Annotated in this window: 18 protein-coding genes; 10 read left to right on the plus strand and 8 right to left on the minus strand. The window is 71.5% G+C overall.

Annotation, left to right across the window (positions count from 1 at the left end; all coding sequences use genetic code 11):
- Positions 1 to 59: 59 nt before the first annotated feature.
- Positions 60 to 878 carry a protein phosphatase 2C domain-containing protein gene (locus MQE23_RS10170; protein ID WP_243378925.1) on the minus strand — a complete coding sequence of 273 codons (819 nt, stop codon included), beginning with the start codon at positions 876 to 878 and terminating at the stop codon, positions 60 to 62.
- Positions 879 to 2,071: 1,193 nt separating this feature from the next.
- On the opposite strand from MQE23_RS10170, the gene MQE23_RS10175 reads away from it, so the two are divergent.
- Positions 2,072 to 2,554, plus strand: a complete 483-nt coding sequence (locus MQE23_RS10175; protein ID WP_243378926.1) for a DUF456 domain-containing protein — start codon at positions 2,072 to 2,074, stop codon at positions 2,552 to 2,554.
- A 10-nt stretch (positions 2,555 to 2,564) separates the two neighbouring features.
- Here the strand turns inward: MQE23_RS10175 and MQE23_RS10180 are convergent, their stop codons facing one another.
- From MQE23_RS10180 to MQE23_RS10200, 5 genes are all read right to left on the minus strand, one after another.
- Positions 2,565 to 3,050, minus strand: a complete 486-nt coding sequence (locus tag MQE23_RS10180; RefSeq protein WP_243378927.1) for a methylated-DNA--[protein]-cysteine S-methyltransferase — start codon at positions 3,048 to 3,050, stop codon at positions 2,565 to 2,567.
- On the minus strand, positions 3,050 to 4,465 hold the full coding sequence (locus MQE23_RS10185; RefSeq protein WP_020275435.1) for an AlkA N-terminal domain-containing protein: 1,416 nt from the start codon (positions 4,463 to 4,465) through the stop codon (positions 3,050 to 3,052). The genes MQE23_RS10180 and MQE23_RS10185 overlap by 1 nt, the downstream gene beginning before the upstream one ends.
- A gap of 96 nt (positions 4,466 to 4,561) precedes the next feature.
- Positions 4,562 to 5,668: a ribosome small subunit-dependent GTPase A gene (gene rsgA, locus MQE23_RS10190; RefSeq protein WP_020275436.1), complete on the minus strand. Its 1,107-nt coding sequence runs from the start codon at positions 5,666 to 5,668 to the stop codon at positions 4,562 to 4,564.
- 203 nt (positions 5,669 to 5,871) lie between these two features.
- Positions 5,872 to 7,380 (minus strand): cellulose-binding domain-containing protein, encoded by a 1,509-nt coding sequence (locus tag MQE23_RS10195; RefSeq protein WP_243378928.1) that lies wholly within the window; start codon positions 7,378 to 7,380, stop codon positions 5,872 to 5,874.
- Between the two features lie 235 nt (positions 7,381 to 7,615).
- Positions 7,616 to 8,941 carry a radical SAM protein gene (locus MQE23_RS10200; protein WP_020275439.1) on the minus strand — a complete coding sequence of 442 codons (1,326 nt, stop codon included), beginning with the start codon at positions 8,939 to 8,941 and terminating at the stop codon, positions 7,616 to 7,618.
- Between the two features lie 169 nt (positions 8,942 to 9,110).
- Here MQE23_RS10200 and MQE23_RS10205 point away from each other — a divergent pair, with 169 nt between their 5' ends.
- Complete coding sequence (locus tag MQE23_RS10205) at positions 9,111 to 9,449, plus strand: inner-membrane translocator (protein ID WP_243378929.1); 339 nt, start codon at positions 9,111 to 9,113, stop codon at positions 9,447 to 9,449.
- A 21-nt stretch (positions 9,450 to 9,470) separates the two neighbouring features.
- On the opposite strand, the gene MQE23_RS10210 is transcribed toward MQE23_RS10205, so the two are convergent.
- On the minus strand, positions 9,471 to 10,478 hold the full coding sequence (locus MQE23_RS10210) for a hydroxyacid dehydrogenase (protein WP_243378930.1): 1,008 nt from the start codon (positions 10,476 to 10,478) through the stop codon (positions 9,471 to 9,473).
- A gap of 211 nt (positions 10,479 to 10,689) precedes the next feature.
- Here MQE23_RS10210 and MQE23_RS10215 point away from each other — a divergent pair, with 211 nt between their 5' ends.
- Positions 10,690 to 11,946, plus strand: a complete 1,257-nt coding sequence (locus tag MQE23_RS10215) for a D-arabinono-1,4-lactone oxidase (protein ID WP_243378931.1) — start codon at positions 10,690 to 10,692, stop codon at positions 11,944 to 11,946.
- Between the two features lie 12 nt (positions 11,947 to 11,958).
- On the opposite strand, the gene MQE23_RS10220 is transcribed toward MQE23_RS10215, so the two are convergent.
- Positions 11,959 to 12,309 carry a helix-turn-helix domain-containing protein gene (locus MQE23_RS10220; protein ID WP_243378933.1) on the minus strand — a complete coding sequence of 117 codons (351 nt, stop codon included), beginning with the start codon at positions 12,307 to 12,309 and terminating at the stop codon, positions 11,959 to 11,961.
- 135 nt (positions 12,310 to 12,444) lie between these two features.
- Between MQE23_RS10220 and MQE23_RS10225 the strand changes: the two genes are divergently transcribed.
- The 7 genes from MQE23_RS10225 to MQE23_RS10255 all read left to right on the plus strand — a co-directional run bounded on the left by MQE23_RS10225 (position 12,445) and on the right by MQE23_RS10255 (position 22,038).
- Positions 12,445 to 13,209 carry an ANTAR domain-containing protein gene (locus MQE23_RS10225; RefSeq protein WP_037671853.1) on the plus strand — a complete coding sequence of 255 codons (765 nt, stop codon included), beginning with the start codon at positions 12,445 to 12,447 and terminating at the stop codon, positions 13,207 to 13,209.
- A gap of 201 nt (positions 13,210 to 13,410) precedes the next feature.
- On the plus strand, positions 13,411 to 14,676 hold the full coding sequence (locus MQE23_RS10230) for an ROK family transcriptional regulator (protein WP_243378934.1): 1,266 nt from the start codon (positions 13,411 to 13,413) through the stop codon (positions 14,674 to 14,676).
- 220 nt (positions 14,677 to 14,896) lie between these two features.
- Positions 14,897 to 16,159: a sugar ABC transporter substrate-binding protein gene (locus MQE23_RS10235; protein ID WP_020275447.1), complete on the plus strand. Its 1,263-nt coding sequence runs from the start codon at positions 14,897 to 14,899 to the stop codon at positions 16,157 to 16,159.
- 20 nt (positions 16,160 to 16,179) lie between these two features.
- A complete protein-coding gene (locus MQE23_RS10240; RefSeq protein ID WP_020275448.1) occupies positions 16,180 to 17,145 on the plus strand; it encodes a sugar ABC transporter permease in 966 nt (321 codons plus the stop codon).
- Positions 17,142 to 18,023: a carbohydrate ABC transporter permease gene (locus MQE23_RS10245; protein ID WP_020275449.1), complete on the plus strand. Its 882-nt coding sequence runs from the start codon at positions 17,142 to 17,144 to the stop codon at positions 18,021 to 18,023. Before MQE23_RS10240 ends, MQE23_RS10245 begins: the two co-directional genes overlap by 4 nt.
- 12 nt (positions 18,024 to 18,035) lie before the next feature.
- Positions 18,036 to 20,903, plus strand: coding sequence for a glycoside hydrolase family 2 TIM barrel-domain containing protein (locus tag MQE23_RS10250; protein ID WP_243378935.1), 2,868 nt, complete (start codon positions 18,036 to 18,038; stop codon positions 20,901 to 20,903).
- 139 nt (positions 20,904 to 21,042) lie between these two features.
- Entirely contained in the window at positions 21,043 to 22,038 is a 996-nt protein-coding gene (locus MQE23_RS10255; protein ID WP_243382565.1) for an ATP-binding cassette domain-containing protein, read from the plus strand.

A 22,038-nucleotide genomic window follows, 5' to 3' on the forward strand; every position in this document is an offset into this window, starting at 1 on the left:
GTCTGCCCCTTCGGTCTCCTGGGATCCCTCCGGGTTCCATCAAGTCACAGGAGACGTCCTCACGCCTCCCAAACGGCCGCGGCCGTACGGTCGTCCGCATAACCCTTGACCCGTACTTGGGAGTCCGCGAGGAACGCGGCGAGGCCGGGCGGCTCGGGGCGGGACCACCGCTCGGCGAGGTACTCGCCCAGTTCGGGTTCGCCGCGCAGCGGCTCGGCGAGGCCGGCGCTGCACACGAGGAGCGTGTCACCCGGGCGGGCGACGGAGGTGCGGAAGCGGAAGGGTTCGCGGGGTGGTTCCGGCGCCGGTTCGTAGGGGCTGGGCGGGGTCGGGATGCCCAGGTCCATGGTGAGCCGGTCGCCGTCGGGCGTCTCGGAGGGCGGCGATCCGAAGCCCACGACGGGTTCGCCCTTGATCTCGGCGACCTGCGGTTCGATGTCCTGCCACTCGCCGTCCCGCAGCCGGAACAGCCCGCCGGGCCCGACGCCGAAGAAGACGCGCGTACGGCACTCGGGGTCGGCGGGCAGCAGCAGACAGCGCAGGCCGGCCGCGTACTCCTCCGGGTCGACGCCCTGTTCGGCGGCGCTGGCGCGGAGCTTGCCGAGGCTGCGGTCGGTGAGGCGGTGCAGTCCGGACTTCAGGTCGCCGCGCCGCCCCGCCCTTATGTCCTCCACGAGCCGCGCGTGGCTGCGTCCGACGGCCCGCCCGATCCAGTGACAGGCCTCGGCGGCGGCCCGGTGCGCCCCCGGCGTGGCCCGCGCCCCGGTCGCCATCGCCACCAGCAGCAGCGCCTGCTCGCCCGTGCCGAACCGCGCGGTCAGCAGCGAGTCCCGCCGCGGCTCGCCCCGGTACCGCGCGGAGTCCCCCCGCACGGACACGGCCCGCACCGTGCAGGCCCCGTACCGGGCCCCGTCGAGCACGGTGTCCGCGACGAGGTCGTCCAGATCATCGGGATCGGCGAGCGGGAGCGCCGTGGGTTCGGCGTCGTAGGTGGGCGGCCGAGAGCCGACGTGGCCACGGGGCCGGGGGGAGGACGCGGGGCGCTCGAACCGCGGTTCGGGCTGGTCGGGCGGGAGGTCGGCGGGCGGTGAGGGCGTGGGGGCGAACCGGCCGGCCGGGGTGGCGTGGGCGGGGAGTCGGCGAGCGGTGGTGACGTCGGCGGAGGGTCTGCCGGGCGAGGTGGTGCGGGCGGCGGATCTGCCGGGCGAGGTGGTGCGGGCGGCGGATCTGCGGGGCGAGGCGGTGCGGGCGGCGGTCCGGCTGGGGCGGGGGATGCGGCCCCGCCGGGCCGGGGAGTGCGGAGCGCGGCCCCATCGGGCCCGGCCCCGGAAGACTCAGCGCCGCCCGGCTCGGCGGCGGGGATTTCGGCCCCGCCTCGGCCGGACTCGGCTGTCGGTCCTGTGGGGCCCCTGGGCGGGGCATCCGCCGTGGTCGAGCGGGCCTCGGGCCCCGGCCAGACGGGAGGCGCCGGGGGCGGCGGAGGGACCGTCGGTGGGTCGGGGGACGTCCCCGATGCGGGGATCGTCGTCCCTGTCGCCGCAGTCGGGAACGTCACCGGCCCCGTCGGACGGGCGGGTGGTGGCTCCCAGGGGGCGCGGTGGGGTGACCGGTCGGAACGTGGGGTGTCCATGACGTCGTCGGCGCCGGAGCGAGGCGCCGGAACCACCGGCTCGGAGCCGGTCCTCTTCCCTGCCCCCGTTCCCGGAACGTCCCGGTCGCCCACCGCCCCCGCCGCCGAGGCGAAGCGGTCGTCGAGGGAATCGGGTGCGGGTGCGGGGCCCGTGTCGCCGGTGGAGTCGTCGTACAACTGCCCCCACCAGTCGTCCTCGGGACCGGTGGGCCTTCCCCCCTGCTGGCTCATGCCCCTAATTGTCCACCGCAGGGGCCGGATGAAACGGGGCTTGTGGAAAAACCGGCCTCTCACGGCGCCGTGAACCACGCGTCGAGTGAGCCGTAGAACGGTCATGCGATATGACCATGTCCCGGCGGCCGCGCGCGGCTGACCTGCGGGTCTGAACCGCGACTACGCTTCTGACCTGCGTCTTCTCCCCTATTCCGGCAGGCTGGTCAGATGGGAGTGTGGGACCTCCTGCTGGTCGGGCTGGTCATCCTGCTCGGTCTGTGCGGAGTGCTGCTGCCCGCGGTGCCCGGTTCGTTGCTGGTGTGGGCCGCGGTCATGTGGTGGGCGCTGAAGGACCCGCAGCCCGTCGCCTGGTGGATCCTGGTGGGAGCCACGGTTTTGATGTTCGTCTCCCAAGGAGTGCGCTGGGCCCTGCCTCCCCGGCGGCTGCAGGCGAGCGGCGCCACCCAGCGCATGCTGGCCTACGCCGGAGCGGGATCCACCCTCGGCTTCGTCCTGCTCCCCGTCATCGGCGCGATCCCCGGTTTCCTGGCCGGCATCTACCTCGCCGAACGCCTCCGCCTCGGCCGCCACGCCGAGGCCGTCGCGGCCGTGCGCACGGCGATGCGCTCGGGCGGCTCCAGCGTGCTGGCGGAGCTGTTCACCTGCCAGCTGATCGCGGCGGCCTGGCTGGGGGCCGTTTTCGGGGCGTGAGAACACGCTCCTACAGCACCCCCTCGTGCGTCAGCAGCCGTACCTTGCGCTCCAGGCCGCCCGCATAGCCGGTCAGCGTCCCGTCGGCCCCGATCACCCGGTGGCACGGCCGGACGACCAGCAGCGGATTGGCGCCGATCGCCCCGCCCACGGCACGTACGGCGGCCCTGGGCGCCCCGATGCGCGCGGCGATCTCGCCGTAGGTCACGGTCGAGCCGTACGGGATGTCGTCCAGCGCGGCCCAGACCTTCTCCCGGAAGACGGAGCCGTCGGTGCGCCGGGCCAGCCGGAACTCCTTCAGGTCCCCGGCGAAGTAGGCGGCGAGCTGCTCCTCGGCCTCGCGGAACGGCCCCGGGTCCTGCCGCCAGTCGTCCTCCACCACGCGTCCGCCCTTCTGCCCGGGCACGGACAGCGAGGTCAGCGCACCGTCCGGGGCGGCGGTGAGGAGCAGCGGCCCGAGCGGGGAGGCCACGTTCGTCCAGTACGTCGAGGTCATCACAACTCCCACTTCCCTGCTGCGCGCAGGTGGTTCAGGGCGTACGAGCGCCAGGGGCGCCAGCTGCCGGGGACGTCGGCGCCGGGTGGGGCCACGTCGGGGTCGCCGAGGGCGCGGGTGCGGATCTCGGCGATGGTGCGGGCGTCCAGGCCGGGCACGGCCCGCAGGGCGTCCTGCGCGTCGTCCCGGTCGGCGCCCGGGTCCAGGCGTACGGCATGGTCGGCGAGGGCGGCGGTGAGCGCGCCGAGGGCGCCGCCGGGTTCGGCACCGGCGAGGACGGCGGGCTCGGGGAAGAGATGCGTGAGGCTGCCGCAGGGGGCGTCGAGGGCCTTGCCGTACCGCCGTACGAGCCGTTCGGCCTCCGCCCGGCCGACCAGTGCGCGTACCGCGAGTTCCTCCGGGTCGGCGGTGCCGGGCGAGCGCAGGCCGGGCCGGGCGGCGACCAGGGGTGCGAGCCCCGGGTCGGCGCCGAGGCGCTCGTCGACGGCGTAGGGGTCGGCGTCGAGGTCGAACTGCCGCCGCAGCCGCTGCACGGCGGTGGTGAGGTCGCGGGGGTCGGTGAGGTGCAGCCGGGCGTCGAGCCAGCCGCCCGGGTGGGCGCCGGACCCGGTCCGGGCGGTGCGGGGGCGTTCGTCGACGGCGACGATGCCGGTGCCGTACGGGAGGCGGAGCGTGCGCCGGTAGGTGCGCGCTCCTGGCGGGCCGCAGACCTCTTCGATGCCGGGCACGGCCTCGCGTTCCAGCAGGTCGAAGACGGGGCCGGCCTGGTAGGGGCCGCGGTGGGCGAGCCGCAGCGGGATGCCGGCGTCCGGGGTGGCCGTACGACCGGACCGGCCGCTCTTCGGCGCGGCGGCGGCGCGCAGTTCGCTCGGGGTCGACGCGTACACGGCCCGGATGGTGTCGTTGAACTGCCGCACGCTGGCGAAGCCCGACGCGAACGCGATCTCGGTGATCGGCAAGTCGGTGGTCTGCACCAGGACTCGGGCGGTGTGGGCCCGCTGGGCCCGGGCGAGGGCGACGGGTCCGGCGCCGAGTTCCGCGGTGAGCTGCCGCTGCACCTGCCGCGCGCTGTAGCCGAGCCGTCCGGCGAGCCCGGCGACGCCCTCGCGGTCGACCACGCCGTCGGCGATCAGCCGCATGGCCCGGCCCACCACGTCCGCGCGGACGTTCCACTCGGCGGAGCCGGGCACGGCGTCCGGGCGGCACCGCCGGCAGGCCCGGAAACCCGAGCCCTGCGCGGCGGCGGCCGTGGCGAAGAACCGTACGTTGGCCCGCTTCGGGGTGACCGCGGGGCAGCTCGGCCGGCAGTAGATGCCGGTCGTCTCGACGGCGAAGAAGAAGGCGCCGTCGAAACGCCCGTCACGACTGCGTACGGCTTCGTACCTGGGGTCTTCCCTCGTGTCTTCGTCCCTCACGGTGTCCAGTCTCCGCCGTCGGCGGGGCTGCCGCTGGCGGAAATCGGACACGGCGCTCCGGACGCCGCTCCCTCCCCCGGTCCGGACACCGGGCGGCTACGAACGCCAGTGCGGTCCGCGCTTGGCCTCCATCGCGGCCCTTCCGATGGCGCCCTTGCGCTTCCAGTCCTTGCGGATCTCCGCCCGGAGCCGGGCGTCCGTCTTGGCGACGATGCGCTGGTTCTCCCGCAGGAGCTTGCGGTAGCTGTGCAGCCGCCGCTCCGGCAGGTCGCCCTCCTCGACGGCGGCCAGCACGGCACAGCCCGGCTCGGCCTCGTGGGCGCAGTCGTGGAAGCGGCACCGCTCGGCCAGTTCCTCGATCTCGGAGAACACCTGCCCGACGCCGGTCTCGGCGTCCCAGAGTCCCACGCCCCGCAGTCCGGGGGTGTCGATCAGGACGCCCCCGCCGGGCAGCGCGAGCAGGTTGCGGGTCGTCGTGGTGTGCCGGCCCTTGCCGTCGACATCCCGGGTGGCCTGGACGGCCATGACGTCCTCGCCGAGCAGCGCGTTGGCGAGGGTCGACTTGCCCGCGCCGGACTGCCCGAGCAGCACGGACGTCCCCCCGCCGACGATCGCCGCGACCACGTCGAGACCGGCCCCGTCCACAGCGCTGACCGGCACCACCGGCACGCCGGGCGCGCTGGTCTCCACGTCCTGGACGAGGTGGGCGAGGGTGACGGCGTCCGGTACGAGGTCGGCCTTGGTGAGGACGACGAGGGGCTGCGCCCCGGATTCCCAGGCGAGCGCGAGGAACCGTTCGATACGGCCGAGGTCGAGTTCGACGGAAAGGGGCACGGCGACGATGGCGTGGTCGACGTTGGCCGCGAGGATCTGCCCCTCGGACCGCTTGGAGGAGGTGGAGCGGACGAACGCGGTGCGGCGCGGCAGATACGCGCGGACGTAGCGCGGGTTCCCGCCGGGTTCGACGGCGACCCAGTCGCCGGTGCAGACGACCCGCAGGGGATCGTGCGGGGTGACGAACGCCGTGTCGGCGCGCAGCACCCCGTCGGCGGTGACGACGTCGCACTGTCCCCGGTCGACCCGGATCACACGTCCGGGCAGCAGTCCTTCGGTGTCGTACGGGGCGAACTCGTCCGCCCATGCGTCGTCCCAGCCGTAGGGAGCGAGCGCGGAGGAAACGGATGAAGCGGAGCTGGAAGTCAAGGGTGACCCTTTCCAGGTCGGCCCCCGGCCCGACAGTCGGTCGGATCAGCCGGCGGCCACGGAGGTGGACTTGATGAACTGGATGCGGGCAGCGCCCATCGCAATGACAGCCATCGGTCAACACCTCCTCGGTCCTCGACTCTTCGTGAAATCCGGCTCCTCGTGGAACCGCCGTCACGCTATCCCGTCACGGGCCGGCCGCGTCAACTGCTTTTCGCGCAGTCGTGGCCGTTCAGCGTGAAGCCGTACGGCGGGGAGTTCTTCCCGTGCCAGGAGGCGAGGAAGCCGAAGGCCAGGTCGCCGCCCGCGGGGACCGACTTGTTGTAGTCGGCGGCGGTGGCGGTGACGCGGGAGCCGTCCTGGGAGACGGAGGCGTCCCACATCTGGCCGACCTGCTGGCCGTCGCGGAAGGACCAGGACACGCGCCAGGAGTCGAGGGGCTTGCTGCTGGTGACCGTGACCGTGGCCTGGAAGCCGTCGGGCCACTGGTTGACCAGGTCGTACTCGACCCGGCAGGTGGGGTTCTCGCCCTCGCCGCCCTCGCCGCTCTCGCCGCTCTTGGTGGGAGAGGACGTGCCCTGCGGTTCGGTGTGGCGGTTCGTGCCCTCCGGTTTGGCGGGCTTCTCCGACTTGCCCGTGTTCTCGGTGGCGTCGTCGGCGGGCTTCGAGGTCGCGGGCGGCAGGTCGGGGGCGGACGGCAGGGGCGGTTCGGGGTTGGGGTCGGCCACCGGCTGACGGCCGGCGTCGCCGCGTGCTCCGAGGTCGTCGCCGGAGCCGCCGAAGGGCATCATCGAGACGCCGAGCGCGAGGACGGAGACCAGGACGGCGGCGACGAGGAGTCCGTTGCGGGCGACGCGCGCCTTCTGCTCCCCGTCCTCCGGATCCCCCGGCGCCTTGTCCGCCCCGTCGGGCCGGCCGGCGCCGAGCCGTACCTCGGCGGCGCGACGGCGGCGCTCCAGGTAGGCGAGGCCGCCCCAGCCGATCACCCCGCCGGCCAGTGCCCCGGGCAGCCCGCCGCCGTGCAGCCGCAGACAGGCTGCGGCCTCGGCGCACTGGACGCAGGTGGCGAGGTGCCGGGAGAGGTCACCCGGGGCGTCGGCGGCGGAGGAGCGGGTGACGGCGTCCAGCAGCCGGGCGTAGCTGCGGCACTGGGCGTCCATCGGGGTGTCGAGGTGGTTGCGGTGGCATCGGTCCCGGAACAGGGTGCGCACCTGCTGGAGTTCGTCGGCGGCGGTGGCCGGGTCGAGGCCCAGGCGGCGGGCGACCACGGACAGCGGCAGCGCCTCCACCTCGGCCAGCCACAGCAGTTCGGCGTCGGCCTGCTGCAGGTCGCGCAGTCCGCGCAGCGCGAGCGGGCGCCGCAGGGGCGGGCCGGTGTAGCGGACGGCCTTGTCCGAGTTGAGCCACAGGCGCAGGTCGGGGTCGAGCTTGTGGCCCTGCCCCTCCTCTTCCCAGGCCGCGGCCGTGGTGCGTACGGCGGTCAGCAGCAGGGGTATCCGGGGCAGCCGGGCCGCGCGGCGGCCGGCGCTTCTGGCCTGGCCGGTTTCGGCCGCGCGGGCCTCACGCGTGCCGTGTGCGAACGCCTCGCGGCCCAGCTGTGCGGCGGCGGTGGAGCCGGACGTGCACAGATCGGCGTAGGCGAGGACCGCGTCCCAGCACTCCGAGAACAGCGCGGCCTCGGCGGCGTCCTGAGGGGTCGGCAGGTCGGGCATGGGTCTCCTGCATCCACAAGCGAGGTCAACTCACCACTTCGGCAATGGAGTTGGGGGAAACCTCGCGGCAGGGCCAGAGCTTTTCACGCCACCCACACAACTGACAAGCGCCCTGTTCAGATGTCAGCACAGGGCGGCGGGCCCCCACGGCTCCGGCCTTTGTATGCGGTACGGACACGGCCGCCCTGTGACTCAACGCCGTACCGCAATGATGGACGACGTCATCGAAGCGTTATCAAACAGCGGTGGGTTCGTCCGCCGGGAGGCTGTCCATGAAGGAGCTGACGGAGAAGACCGCGTTGCCGGCGCCGGGGGGACCGTAGCCGGGGGGCGAGGAGAGGCCGAAGTCCTCCATGGTCTGCCGGTACGCCTGGAGCAGGCGGATGTGGTACTCCAGCGGCGCGCCCTGGGGGTTGGCCTTGCCGAGGGGCGTCGTGGGCTCCGGGCACCAGGTGGTGAAGCGGGGCGTGATGCCGTGCGACATGAAGAAGCGCAGGCCCTCGGTGGTGGAGGCGATGGCCTCGTCGACCGAGGTGAAGCCGAACGGCTCGGCCATCTCCACGCCCGCCACGAAGTTGGGGATGACGTTGCGCGCGCCGAAGATCTCCGCCGAGTCGAGGATGCGCTTGTGCCACTCGTCGCGGCCGACGTAGCGCTCCTTGCCCGGGCAGTACATCTTGAACAGGTACTCGTCCCACACCTCGTAGTTGGGGTGGTAGATCTGCACGCCGTAGTCCTTGAAGCGCTGGACGTCGTCACGCGGCAGCGCCTGGGCGACGACCTTGCCGATCCAGCGGCCGGGGAAGCGCTCCTCGATGGCCTTGGCGTAGTGGCCGTAGAAGTCGGCCTCGTCGCGGCCGGAGACGGTCTTCGTGATGGCGCCGCCGGTGAGGGTGTAGGCGGTGGAGGTCTTCGCCGTGTCGTAACGGTCGATGATCTCCAGGGCCTCCAGGACCTCCTCGACGTCCTTCACCCCGGTGTAGGGGCGCCCGGCGGCCTTGTGCTGGCGCCAGTTGTGGTTGATGTCGCAGTACTGGCACTCCTCCTTGGCGCCGAAGTACTGGCAGACCCGGAAGACGGTCAGGTAGATCAGGTAGCCCCACTGGATGGTCGGGGCCACCTCCATGACCGACTTCCCGCTGGCGAGGGTGTGCCGGTAGTACTCGGGCATCGGCGGCACGCCGACGTCGGAGATGCGCTTGCCGTCGAGGTAGAGGCCGAGCACGCCGTCCTCGTTGGCGGCGACGCGGTAGGGCGAGGACGGGTTCACCCGCACCGAGACGACGGTCCGGCGCAGGTCGTAGGGGCCGCCGGTGAGGATGATCTCCTCGGGCGGCCGGCGCAGCGCGGCCTCGCCCAGCTCGGGCAGGGTGCCGTGGTCGAAGGAGAAGATGAAGTACGACTTCGGCTTGACCTCGCCGCCCTCGTTGTCGCTGAGCGCGGACGGGTCGAAGGCCACGCCGCCCCGGAGCAGGTCCTCCTTGAAGACGGCCTCCCGCGGGACGTGCGGGAACCGCTCCATCAGATCCTCGACCAGCGCGGTACGGCTGCCGCTGCCCATGCCGTGTCTCCTCCCGGTTCGAACGTACGACTCCTCACGGTATGCCCATGGGTGTGCGAGGCCGGTACCGGGCCCCCCTGACTCGGGCGAATGTCCCTTTTGGGTACGCCTGGGTTGCAAGTTCGCGACGACCCGGATGGAGGGGTGGGTTCCGCACGACGATATGGACATGCCAGAACACGCCGACAAGCAGCCCGCCGCCGGGACTGATGCGCTCACCGCAGGATGCCTCCTGCTGCTCGTGCTGGTGGCGGACGTGGCGGCCGGTTTTCTGGTCGTGCTCCTGCTCGCGGTACGGGGGCTGGGCCGGATGGACGCCTGCGCCGGGCAGACGGCACCCTGCGCACCACCGACGGACTGGGCACCACTGCTGTGCTTCGGCGCCCTGGCCCTGGCAGTGGGAGTGACGGGCATCCTGCTGCTGCGGCTCGGCCACCCTTTCATCGGAGCGGTCCAACTGGTGCTGTGCATCGTCCTCGCAGGCCACGCCCTGGGGTCATGGCCCTGACCCAGGAACAGTCCACGCGTCCTAAGCCTCGCGCTCCAGTGTCGCGAGGTCGACCGCGTATGCCAGTTTTCGCCCGGTCAGCAGCCGTTCCGCCTCCTCGGCGACCGTCAGCCCGAGGCGGGCCAGCTCGTTGCCCTGGGAGCCCGCGAGGTGCGGGGTGACGAAGGCTCCGGGCAGGTCGTGGAGGGGAGAGTCGGCGGGCAGCGGCTCGGGGTCGGTGACGTCGAGGATCGCGGTCAGGCGCCCGGCGCGCAGTTCCGCCACGAGGGCGTCGTGGTCGACCAGGGCGCCGCGCGCGGTGTTGATGAGCACCGCCCCGTCGGGCATCAGCGCCAGTTCACGACGGCCGATCATGCGGTGGGTCTCGGGCGTCTCGGGCGCGTGGACGGTGACGACGTCGGACGTGCGCAGCAGGTCGTCCAGCGGCAGCAGGGGGACGCCGAGCGCGGCGGCCTCCCGCTCGTCGACGTACGGGTCGGTGAGGGCGGGCCGCAGATCGAAGGGGCGGAGCAGTTCGAGGACGCGGCGGCCGATGCGGGAGGCGCCGATGACACCGACGCGGCGGCCGTAGTTGCCGATACCGGGGACGACGCCCCAGCCGGAGGAGGTGCGGGTGGCGCGCATCCGGTCGCGGGCGGCGAGGACGTCCTTCCCCGCGAGCAGGATCATGGCGAGGGTGTACTCGGCGACCGGCAGCGCGTTGGCGGCGGCGGCCGAGGAGACGGCGATGCCGCGCCGCCAGATCTCGGGGGTGGAGAAGGACTTGACCGAACCGGCCGAGTGCAGCACGGCGCGCAGCCGGGGAGCCGCGTCGAGGACCGCCTCGTCGAGCCGGGGGCAGCCCCAGCCGGTCACCAGGATCTCGGTCCCGGCCAGCGCCTCGCGCACGCCCGGGTCGGCGAAGTCCCGTGCCACGAGCGCCGGATCGATGTCCACCGCCTCCTGCAGCCGGGCCAGCACCTCGGGCGGGAAGACCTGCGGCACGTTCTCGGCGGTCATGGCGAACAGTGCCTGGGAGCGCTGGCTCAAGGAGGTGGCCTTCCGGCTCGGAGAAGGGCTGGGGACGAAGGGCTGGGGACGAAGGGCTGGGGACGGCTCGTTCGGAACGCCGGTAGAAAACGCTCTCTACCGTCTCTTCACGGTAGACCGAGCCGGGCGGCAGCGGCAACGGGCGACGGGCCGGGGTAGGTTCCGGCAGGGGGCTGTCCCGGTCCCCGCTGTTTCGGGGAAGGACGACGCGATGAACGGGACCGTGACCAACTGGGCGGGGAACATCACCTACGCGGCCAAGGAACTGCACCGGCCGGGCTCGCTCACCGCGCTGCGCGCGCTCGTCGCCGACAGCGACCGGGTGCGGGTGCTGGGCAGCGGACACTCGTTCAACGAGATCGCCGAGCCGGGCGCCGAGGGCGTCCTGCTGTCGCTGGCCGACCTGCCGCCGGAGGTGGACGTCGACACGGCGGCCCGCACGGTCCGGGTCGGCGGCGGCGTGCGCTACGCGGAGCTGGCCCGCAGGGTGCACGGGCAGGGGCTCGCACTGCACAACATGGCCTCCCTGCCGCACATCTCGGTGGCCGGGTCGGTCGCGACCGGCACTCATGGCTCGGGCGTGCTCAACGGCCCGCTCTCGGCGGCCGTGCGCGAGGTGGAGCTGGTCACGGCGGACGGCGGGGCGGTGACGATAGGCCGGGACGAGGAGCGGTTCGGCGGGGCCGTCACCTCGCTCGGCGCGCTCGGCGTCGTCACCGCGCTCACCCTCGATCTGGAACCCACCTTCGAGGTCGAGCAGCACGTGTTCACCGAACTGCCCTTCGCGGGGCTGGACTCCGGGACGTTCGAGACGGTGATGGCGACGGCGTACAGCGTCAGCCTGTTCACCGACTGGCGCGGGCCGGGCTTCCGGCAGGTGTGGCTCAAGCGGCGCTCCGACCAGCCGCTGCCCGCCTTCCCCTGGGCCGCTCCCGCCAGCGAGAAGATGCACCCCGTGCCGGGGATGCCCGCGGTCAACTGCACCGAGCAGTTCGGTGTGCCGGGGCCGTGGCACGAGCGGCTGCCGCACTTCCGGGCGGAGTTCGTCCCGAGCAGCGGGGCGGAGTTGCAGTCGGAGTACCTGCTGCCGCGCGGGCACGCCGTCGAGATGCTGCACGCGCTCGACGCGATCCGGGAGACCATCGCGCCCGTCCTGCAGACCTGCGAGGTGCGTACGGTCGCCGGCGACGACCAGTGGCTGAGCCCCTCCTACGGCCGGGACACCGTGGCGGCGCACTTCACCTGGGCCGAGGACACGCCGGCGGTGCTGCCGGTGGTGCGGCGGGTCGAGGAGGCGCTGGAGCCGTTCGGGGCGCGGCCGCACTGGGGGAAGGTGTTCACCGTGCCGGCGTCCGACCTGCGCGGGCTGTATCCGCGGCTCGGCGATTTCCGGGCGCTGGCGCGGGAGCTGGACCCGGAGGGGACGTTCGCCAACGCCTTCGTGCGGGACGTGCTGAGGGAGGCGTAGCGGGTCCGCGGGTCAGGTCGTGGCGTGCGGCCGGCTGTGGTCGCCGAGGGTCGTGGCGCGGTCGGCCTCGTCCTTGACGAGCAGGGAGAGCAGCGACGCCACGGTCAGACCGGCCTCGGCGGGGTGACGGAGCACCTTGCCGGGGTCGATCCGGTACGTGTTGGTGCGGCCCTCCCGGGTGTGCGAGAGGTAACCGTCCTGCTCCAGATCGGCGATGATCTTCTGGACGGCGCGTTCGGTGAGCCGGCAGTGGGCCGCGATGTCCCGGATACGGGCGCTGTGGTTGTCGGCGATTGCTGCCAGCACCCGGGCATGGTTGGTGAGAAACGTCCATCCGGTGTGTGGCTCGGGCACTCCATCCATGCCCCAACTCTACCGACCAGACGTACACGCATTCAAAAACACGTACTTCGTTTCATGTATTGGTTGACGGGTGTGGGGTAGAGGGGCAACGCTGGAACACGGAGGCACGGCGAACTAACAAGGGAGAACGCGGCCATGCCGGACGCTGCGCACTCTGCGCGGTCTCACACCCAGGAGGGCGCCGTATCCGCGGCGGGCGCCGGCGCGCCGGCGGAGATCCCGCCGTGCATGGCGACCATGGACGTCGCACCGGACGGCGACCGGATGACCGTCACCGTGTGGGGTGAACTCGACCTGGGCAGCCGGCGGCTGCTGCCAGAGCTGCACGACATCCTCACACTGTCGGGCAGCGGCATCGACCTGCGGCTGGACGCGATCGGGTTCTGCGACTGCTCCGGCCTCAACATGTTGCTGGACCTGCGCATGCGCGCTCTCGACCAGGGCAAGACGGTCGCCGTCCGCTCCAGCGGCCGCGCGGTGGAGCGCCTGCTCGACCTGACCGGCACCCGGGAGCTGTTCACGGCGCCGGGCTCGCACCAGGTATCCCCCGCCGACGACGACGAGCCCGCCCCGGGGGCGGCCGACGACGAGGACCTCCGCGCCGAAGTCGCCCAGCTGCGGCGGGCCATGCAGACCCGGCCGACCATCGACCTGGCCCGCGGCATCCTCATGGCCTCCTTCAGCCTGAGCCCCGAGGCGGCCTGGAGCGTGCTGGTCAGGACCTCCCAGAACACCAACACCAAGCTGCACCAGCTGGCCCGGGACCTGGTGGACACGGTGCACGGCAGCACGCTGCCCGAGCCGGTGCAGCAGCAGCTCGCGGCTGCCGTCGCGAGCACGGCACCCCGGAGCGAGGCGGCGGCGTGCCCCGCGAGCGGGGCCGTGGAGGACCGGCATTGACGTCCCCGGCCACCCGCTGAGGCATGATGAGCGGGCCGCCGTCGGGCGCCAACCGGCCATGACCGGCCCTTACCAGGGCCGCACTTTATAAAGCCCCTTTCCTAACCCCTTGTCGAAAGTCCCGGCAGCCCATAGCCTTGCGCCGCGCCGGTGCCGACGTCGACCCGGCCCGAGCCGGCCTGGGAAGGGATGGGCACCCCGGTGAAGCGCACGTCACGTGACATCCGCACCGCGAACCGCTACGAGGTGCTGCGCCAGATCATCGCCGAGTCACCGACCTCCCGGCAGGAGCTGGCGGCCGCCACCGGCCTCAGTCTGGCCACGGTCGCCACACTCGTCGGCGAGCTGCTCGACCTCCGCATGATCACGGAGGTCGGCTTCGAGGACTCGGCCGGCGGCCGCCCCCGGGGCCTGGTGGCGGTCAACTCCTCGGGGGGCGCGCTGATCGGCGTCGACATCGCCGAGACCTACGTCCATGTCGAGCTGTTCGACCTGGGGCTGAACGTCCTCGCCCGCGCCGAGGAGGACGTCCGTGCCGGCGAGAGCCTGCCGGAGCAGGTGGTCGGCCACGTGGCGACCGCCGTCGGCTCGGTGGTCATGCAGGCCGGTATCGAGGGCGCCCGGGTGCTCGGAGTCGGGGTGAGCGTGCCGGGGCAGGTGGACCGCGCCACCGGCACCTCGGAGTACGCGCCCAACTGGGACTGGCACGACGTACCGCTGCTCGACCTGCTCACCGAACACATCGCCTATCCCCTGTACCTGGACAACCCGCTGCGCGCCAGCGCGGTGGCCGAGCTGTGGTTCGGGGCGGCGCGCGGGCGGGGGAACGCCGTGGTCGTCAACCTCGGGACCGGGGTCGGCGCCGGACTGGTCCTGGGCGGCGGGCTGCACCGCGGCGTGAGCAACAGCGCCGGAGAGTGGGGCCACACCACGATGGTGCTGGACGGGCGCCTGTGCCGCTGCGGCAACCACGGCTGCGTGGAGACCTACGTCGGCGCGCGCGGCATCATGCTGAACCTGCGCGAGGTCGGCCCCGACAGCGCGCTGCTGCACCCGGACGACCAGACGGCGACCATCGACGCGCTGGCCCGCGGGGTCGCGGCGGACGACCCGGTGGCCCGCCGGGCCGTTCACGAGACCGCGCGCTATCTGGGCGCCGGCGTCGCCGACCTGGTGAACCTGTTCAACCCCGAGATCGTCGTGCTGAGCAGCTGGGTCGCCCGCACCCTGGGCGAACCGCTGCTGCACGAGGTGCGCGAGGCCGTCGCCCGGCACGCGCTGCCGCGGCCGCTGGCCGCCACCGAGATCGTCCTCTCCCCGATCCCCACCGACCCGGTGTGCCTGGGCGCGGCGACGTTCGCGCTCGAAGGGGCGCTCCAGGCCGTCGGGCAGCGGAACGGCAAACGCACCACCCCGGCGAAGAGCACCCCCCGCGCACGGAGCCGCACCACCGCTCCACCCTCATAGCGGCGGAACCAACTCCTCCGCCATCCCCGCTTGTTCGAAATCGCGAACCGGACACAACGCTTCGAACAGACTTCGTCCAACCCCTTGCCGAAGCCTTAGCCGAAGCTCTAGCGTCCCGCACCGCACCTCTCTTTGAGCCATCTGGCGCGAGCCCCCGGGCCGTGAGCCATCAGGCAGTGAGCCGCAGAGCCGCAGCCGCACTCGAGACAAGGACGTCAGCATGTCGGCATCGAGCAACATGAACTGGGACCGCCGCAACGTACTGCGGGCCGCGATGGGCCTGGCCGCCGCCGGCGGACTCGCCGCGTGCGGCAGCAACACCGGCCGGGGCAGCGGAGGTTCGGGCGACGGTCTCGTCCAGTACTTCCACGCGTACGGCGAGGCAGGCGTCGAGCAGGCCGTCAAGCGGTACGCGAAGGCCTACAAGGGCGCCAACGTGACCACGCAGTGGATCACCGGCAACAACTTCGAGCAGAAGCTCTTCGCCGCGCTGCTCACCAAGAACGCGCCCGACGTCTTCGAGTTCCACCCGCAGATCCAGATGGTCAAGAGCGGGCAGGTGGCCGACCTGACCGACATCATCGAGCCGGTCAAGGACGACTTCAACCAGGCCGACATCAAGTCGCACACGGTCGACGGCAAGATATACGGCGTCCGGATGATCGACGACCCGCAGTTCCTCTTCTACCGGCCCTCGATGTTCGAGAAGGCGAAGATCGAGGTGCCGACCACGCTGGAGGAGCTGATCGAGGCTGCCGACAAGCTGACCACCAGCAAGGTCAAGGGCATCTTCCTCGGCAACGACCTGACCTCGGTGGACCGCCCGCTGATCTGGTCGGCCGGCGCCGACACGCTCACCGCGGACAACAAGCCCGCCTTCAACACCGACGCGGTCGCCGAGGGCCTCAAGCAGCTGCGCGGTCTGTTCACCAGCGGCAACCTGCTCCTCGACGCCCCCGCCGACTCCTGGGACCCGTCGGCCTTCATCCAGGGCCTCACCGCGATCCAGTGGTGCGGCATGTGGGCCATGCCGGCCATGCAGAAGGCGCTCGGCGACGACATCGGCATCTTCCCCTTCCCGAAGGTCGGCTCGGCCGGCAAGCAGTCGGTCTACAACGGCGGCTGGTCGATGTTCGTCAACGCCAAGAGCAAGAACGTCGAGGCGGCCAAGGAATACGTCAAGTGGCTGTGGATCGACCAGAAGCAGTACCAGGAGGACTTCGCCACCTCCTACGGCTTCCACATCCCGCCGCGCACCTCGCTCGCCGCGTCCGCGACCAAGCTGAAGTCCGGCCTGCCGGCCGAGGGCGTGAAGCTCTTCAACGAGTTCGGTCACTTCGACAACATCGGCTGGACGCAGGCCATGATCGCCTCGTTCTGGGACGTGATCGCCAACACCGTCCGCAAGAACGGCGACCCGAAGGCCGCGCTCGACGCCTGCGAGAAGAAGGTCGACGCCGAACTCAAGAAGCTCTTCGGATAGACCACCGGACGGATCTCGACATGTCGACCACCACCACGCGCGGGGTCGCCCAGCCCGCCCCGGCCAAGGTCTCCAAGACCCGGCCGCGGCGGGGCCTGAGGGCGAACAGCACGTTCAACTTCTGGCTCTTCACCGGCCCGTTCCTCATCGGCCTGGTGATCTTCGTCTTCGTGCCCATCGGCTGGAGCATCTGGCTCAGCTTCTTCGAGGCACGCTTCACCGTCACGCCGAGCGAGTTCGTCGGCTTCGACAACTACAAGCAGATCCTGACGGACGCGAACTTCCGGAACTCCCTCGTCACGTTCACCGTCTTCGCCGCGTTCATCGTGCCCGCCACCTGGGCCCTGTCGCTGGGACTCGCCCTGCTGGTGAACCGGCTGCGGTTCATGCGGGCGTTCTTCCGTTCGGTGTTCTTCCTGCCGACCGCGGTCAGCTATGTGGCGGCCTCACTGATCTGGAAGATGTCCATCTTCAACGGCGTCCGCTTCGGCTTGGCGAACACCGTGCTCGGCTGGTTCGGCGTCGAGAACATCGCCTGGCTGGCCAACCCCGATCCGCCCTGGTACTGGCTGGTCATCGTGACCGTCCGCCTGTGGCTCCAGTCGGGCTTCTTCATGATCCTTTTCCTGGCGGCACTCCAGAACATTCCGCAGGAGCTGTACGAGGCCGCCGCCATCGACGGCGCCAAGCGGGGCTGGCAGACCTTCCGGCACATCACACTGCCCCAGCTGCGGGCCACGTCCACCGCGGTGATCCTGCTCCTGCTGATCGCCGCCTACCAGGCCTTCGACGAGTTCTTCAACCTGCTCGCCAAGGCCACCTGGGGCCAGCCCCCGCTGGTGGAGCTGTACAAGATGGCCCTCGGCCAGAACCAGAACTACGGCGCGGGCAGCGCGGGCGCGGTCGTCCTGACCCTGCTCATCTGCGTCGTGACCCTGTTCCAGGGCAAGATCATGGGCTTCGGAAGGGGTGAGGAGTCCAAGTGACCACCACAGCACCCGACGTCACGAAGGCCGCGAAGCCGGTCAAGGCCAAGCGCGGCGGCGTCATGGGCAACACCGGTCTGTACATCGCGACCGGCGTCGCCACGATCCTCTTCCTGGTCCCCTTCTACCTGATCGTCCGCAACTCGCTGATGACGGACCCGGAGATCACGGGCGAGGAGTGGAAGTGGTTCCCCACCACCATCCAGTGGGGCAACTTCACCGAACCCTTCAACGACGTCACCGTGGATTTCGCTCAGTCCATGTGGAACTCCGTGGTCGTCGCCGTCCTGCACACCGCCGGCATCCTGCTGATCTGCTCGCTCGCCGGCTACGGCCTCGCCCGGATCCCGTACAAGCACGCCAACAAGGTGTTCTACGCCGTTCTGGTCACCCTGATGGTCCCCACGGCCGTCACGTTCGTGCCGAGCTTCGTTCTCGTCTCGTCCCTCGGCTGGGTGGACAGTTACCGGGGTCTCATCATCCCGGGCCTCTTCAGTGGTTTCACGTGCTTCCTGTTCCGGCAGTACTTCCTGGGGTTCCCGAAGGAGCTTGAGGAGGCGGCGCGCGTGGACGGGCTCGGCTACTGGGGCGCGTACTGGCGTGTCGTCGTGCCGAACTCGCTGAACTTCTTCGCGGCCATCGCGACGATCACCTTCATCAACGGCTGGAACGCCTTCCTGTGGCCCCTGGTCATCGGCCAGGATCCGAGCGCCTGGACGGTCCAGGTGGCACTGTCGTCGTACATGACGAACCAGACCGTCAACTACCACCTGATCTTCATGGCCACGGCCATTTCCATCCTGCCCCTGGTGTTCGTCTTCCTCTTCCTCCAGCGCTGGCTGGTGCAGGGGATCGCCCAGACCGGCATCAAGGGCTGAGCTAGGAGACCGATGTCTTTCCGCACCACCTCCGTCGACTACGTCGAGGACGTCTCCCCGGGCAGCGGAGCCCTGCCGCCCCGCGCCTGGTACGCGTCCTCGGACGCCAGGTCCTTGTCGCTGAACGGCAGCTGGCGTTTCCGGCTGTCGGCGACGATCGACGCCGAGGACGACTCGTTCGCCGAGGAGGGCTACGAGGCCGGGGACTGGGCCGAGGTCACGGTCCCCGGGCACTGGGTCCTGCAGGGTGACGGGGCGTTCGGGTCCCCGATCTACACCAACCACCTCTACCCCTTCCCGGTGGACCCGCCGCACGTCCCGACGGAGAACCCGACCGGTGACCATCTGCGCGTCTTCGACCTGCCCTCCGACTGGCCCTCGGACGGCGGGGCGGTGCTGCGGTTCGACGGTGTCGAGTCCTGCGCCCGGGTGTGGCTGAACGGCACGGAGCTCGGCGAGTTCAAGGGCTCCCGGCTGCCGCACGAGTTCGCGGTCGGGCACCTGCTGAAGCCGGGCGAGAACGTGCTGGCCGTGCGCGTGCACCAGTGGTCGGCGGGGTCCTACCTGGAGGACCAGGACCAGTGGTGGCTGCCGGGCATCTTCCGTGACGTGACGTTGCTGCACCGCCCGGCGGGCAGCGTCGGCGACTTCTTCGTGCACGCCTCGTACGACCACACCACCGGCGAGGGCACGCTGCGCGTCGACTCCGACGTCGACGGGCGGGTGACCGTCCCGGCCCTGGGCATCGACGTCGCGACCGGCGAGCCGGTGACGGTGGCCGTCGAGCCCTGGACGGCCGAGACGCCGAAGCTCTACGACGGTGTGCTGGCCACCGACGGCGAGCGGGTGCCGCTGCGGATCGGTTTCCGTACGGTCGTCCTGGAGGACGGGCTCGTCAAGGTCAACGGCAAGGCGGTCCTCTTCAAGGGCGTCAACCGGCACGAGTGGCACCCCGAGCAGGGCCGCGCGCTCGACCTGGAGACCATGCGCGAGGACGTGCTGCTGATGAAGCGGCACAACCTCAACGCCGTGCGCACCTCGCACTACCCGCCGCACCCGGCCTTCCTGGACCTGTGCGACGAGTACGGGCTGTGGGTCATCGACGAGTGCGACCTGGAGACCCACGGCTTCACCGAGCAGGACTGGCGGGACAACCCGGTCGACGACGACCGCTGGACCCCGGCCCTGCTGGACCGTGCGGCACGGATGGTCGAGCGGGACAAGAACCACCCGTCGGTGGTGTTCTGGTCGCTGGGCAACGAGGCCGGCACCGGCCGCGGGCTCACCGCCATGGCCGAGTGGATCCACGACCGCGACCCCGAGCGGCTGGTGCACTACGAGGGCGACTGGAACTGCCGCGACACCGACGTGTACTCGCGGATGTACGCCTTCCACGACGAGGTGGAGAAGATCGGGCAGCGGCTCGACGGCGGTACGCGGGGGCGCCGCGAACTGCCGTTCATCCAGTGCGAGTACGGGCACGCCATGGGCAACGGCCCGGGCGGGCTCGCCGACTACCAGGAGCTGTTCGAGAAGTACGAGCGGCTGCAGGGCGGGTTCATCTGGGAGTGGATCGACCACGGCGTCAAGCACGCCGAGCTGGGCTACGCCTACGGCGGTGACTTCGGCGAGGAGCTGCACGACGGGAACTTCGTCTGCGACGGGCTGGTCTTCCCGGACCGGACGCCGTCGCCGGGCCTCGTCGAGTACAAGAAGGTGATCGAGCCGGTCCACATCGAGGGCGACGGCGCGAACGGCATCGTGCGGGTCACCAACAAGCAGGACTTCGCCGACCTGTCCGCGCTGGCCTTCGAGTGGTCGTGCCAGGTGGACGGCGAGACGGTCGAGTCGGGCTCGCTGTCGGTGCCGGCGCTGGCGCCGGGCGAGAGCGCCGAGGTGAAGCTGCCGGAGCCGCCGGTCGACGGCCGGGGCGGTGAACGCCAGTGGACCGTGCGGGCGCTGCTCGCGGACGACACGCTGTGGGCCGCGAAGGGCCATGTCGTGGCCTGGGGGCAGTTCGCCGCGGGGGCACGGCCGCTGCCGACCTTCCCGGCGACCGACCGGCCCGTGCGCGACGGGGACCGGTTCACGCTCGGCCCGGCCGCGTTCGACGCCCGCACCGGTGCGCTGCTGTCGATCGGCGGGGTCGGGGTGAGCGCCCCGCGGCTGGACGTGTGGCGGGCGCCGACCGACAACGACGACGGCGCGGAGTGGCAGACCGACACCCGCTACGGAACGCTGTGGCGCACGCTCGGCCTGCACCGCATGCGGCACCGCCTGGTCTCGGTCGAGGCCGGCGACGACGCGCTGACGGTCCGCACCCGGGTGGCGCCGGCCGCCCGCGAGGTCGGCCTGGACACGGTGTACCGCTGGACGTCCGACGGTGAGCGGCTGCGGCTGGACGTGTCCGTGACACCGGAAGGCGACTGGACGGTGCCGCTGCCCCGGCTCGGCGTCCGGTTCGGGCTGTCGGAGGCCGACGCCGTGGAGTGGTTCGGCGGCGGCCCGGGCGAGGCGTACCCGGACACCAGGGCGGCGTCCATGGTGGGCCGCTGGCAGTCGACGGTGGACGGGCTCCAGACGCCGTACGTCCGCCCGCAGGAGAACGGCGCCCGCGCCGACGTCCGGTGGGTGGAGCTCGGCGGCCTCAGGATCGAGGGCGATCCGGAGTTCTGGTTCACCGCCCGGCGCTGGACCACCGAGCAGCTGGACGCGGCGCAGCACCGCACCGACCTCACGCCCGGCGACACGGTGTGGGTCAACCTCGACCACGGGCAGCACGGCATCGGCTCGCAGTCCTGCGGCCCGGGTCCGCTGCCGCAGTACTTCCTGAAGGCCGAGCCGGCTCAGTTCGCGTTCGTGTTCTCGACCACCAGGTGAGAAATCGAGGTAAGAACTCGATTAATCGATTGACCAATTGATCGACATTCCGACAGGGTCGGGGCGTCATCCGCGGCCGGTCGGCCCTCGAAGCCGACCGGCCGCACCTGCTTTCCCCGCAAGGAAGTTGGTGAGCCGGTTGAGTGCCGCCATCGAGGTCCGGGGGCTGTCCCGCACCTTCCACACCACCGTCCGCCGCCCCGGTTTCCTGGGCGCCGTCAGATCCCTGGTCAACCCCGAGCGCGTGGCCAAGCACGCCGTCACCGACATCACCTTCGACGTGGCCCCGGGCGAACTCCTCGCCCTGCTCGGCCCGAACGGCGCCGGCAAGTCCACCACCATCAAGATGCTGACCGGCATCCTCACGCCCACGTCCGGCGAGGCCCGGGTCGCGGGCGTGGTGCCGTACCTGGAGCGGGAGCGCAACGCCCGCAACGTCGGGGCGGTGTTCGGGCAGCGCACCCAGCTGTGGTGGGACCTGCCGGTGCGCGAGTCGTTCGCGATCCTGCGGGACATCTACGAAGTACCGAAGGCCGAACACGCCGCCCGGCTGAAGGAGTTCGACGAGATCCTGGACCTGTCGTCCTTCTGGGACACCCGGGTCCGCCATCTCTCCCTCGGCCAGCGGGTGCGCAGCGATCTGGCCGCCGCCCTGCTGCACGACCCGCCGGTGGTGTTCCTGGACGAGCCGACGATCGGCATGGACGTGGTGGTCAAGGAGCAGGTGCGGGAGTTCCTGCGCCACCAGGTCGAACAGCGCGGCCGTACGGTGCTGCTGACCACGCACGACATGACGGAGGTCGAGCGGCTCGCCGAGCGGGTGGTGCTGGTCAACCACGGACGGCTGGTCCTGGACGGCACCCTCGACGAGATCCGCCGCAAGTTCGGCTCGACCTGGCAGGTGCGGGCCACGCTCGCCGACGCGCAGGCCGAGGTCGTGCCGCCGCCCGGCATCACCGTGCTGAGGCGGGGCGGCGCGCAGGTCGTCTTCGGTCCTGACGGGGCGGACGCGCCCACCGTCCAGCAGGCGTTGAAGGCCGTGATCGAGCGGTTCGAGGTGACGGACATCGCCCTGGACGAGGCGGACCTCGAGGACGTGATGCGGGCCGCGTACGTGCACGTCGGGGAGGTCTGA

Source organism: Streptomyces sp. HP-A2021, from assembly GCF_022807935.1.
Classification (GTDB): domain Bacteria; phylum Actinomycetota; class Actinomycetes; order Streptomycetales; family Streptomycetaceae; genus Streptomyces; species Streptomyces afghaniensis.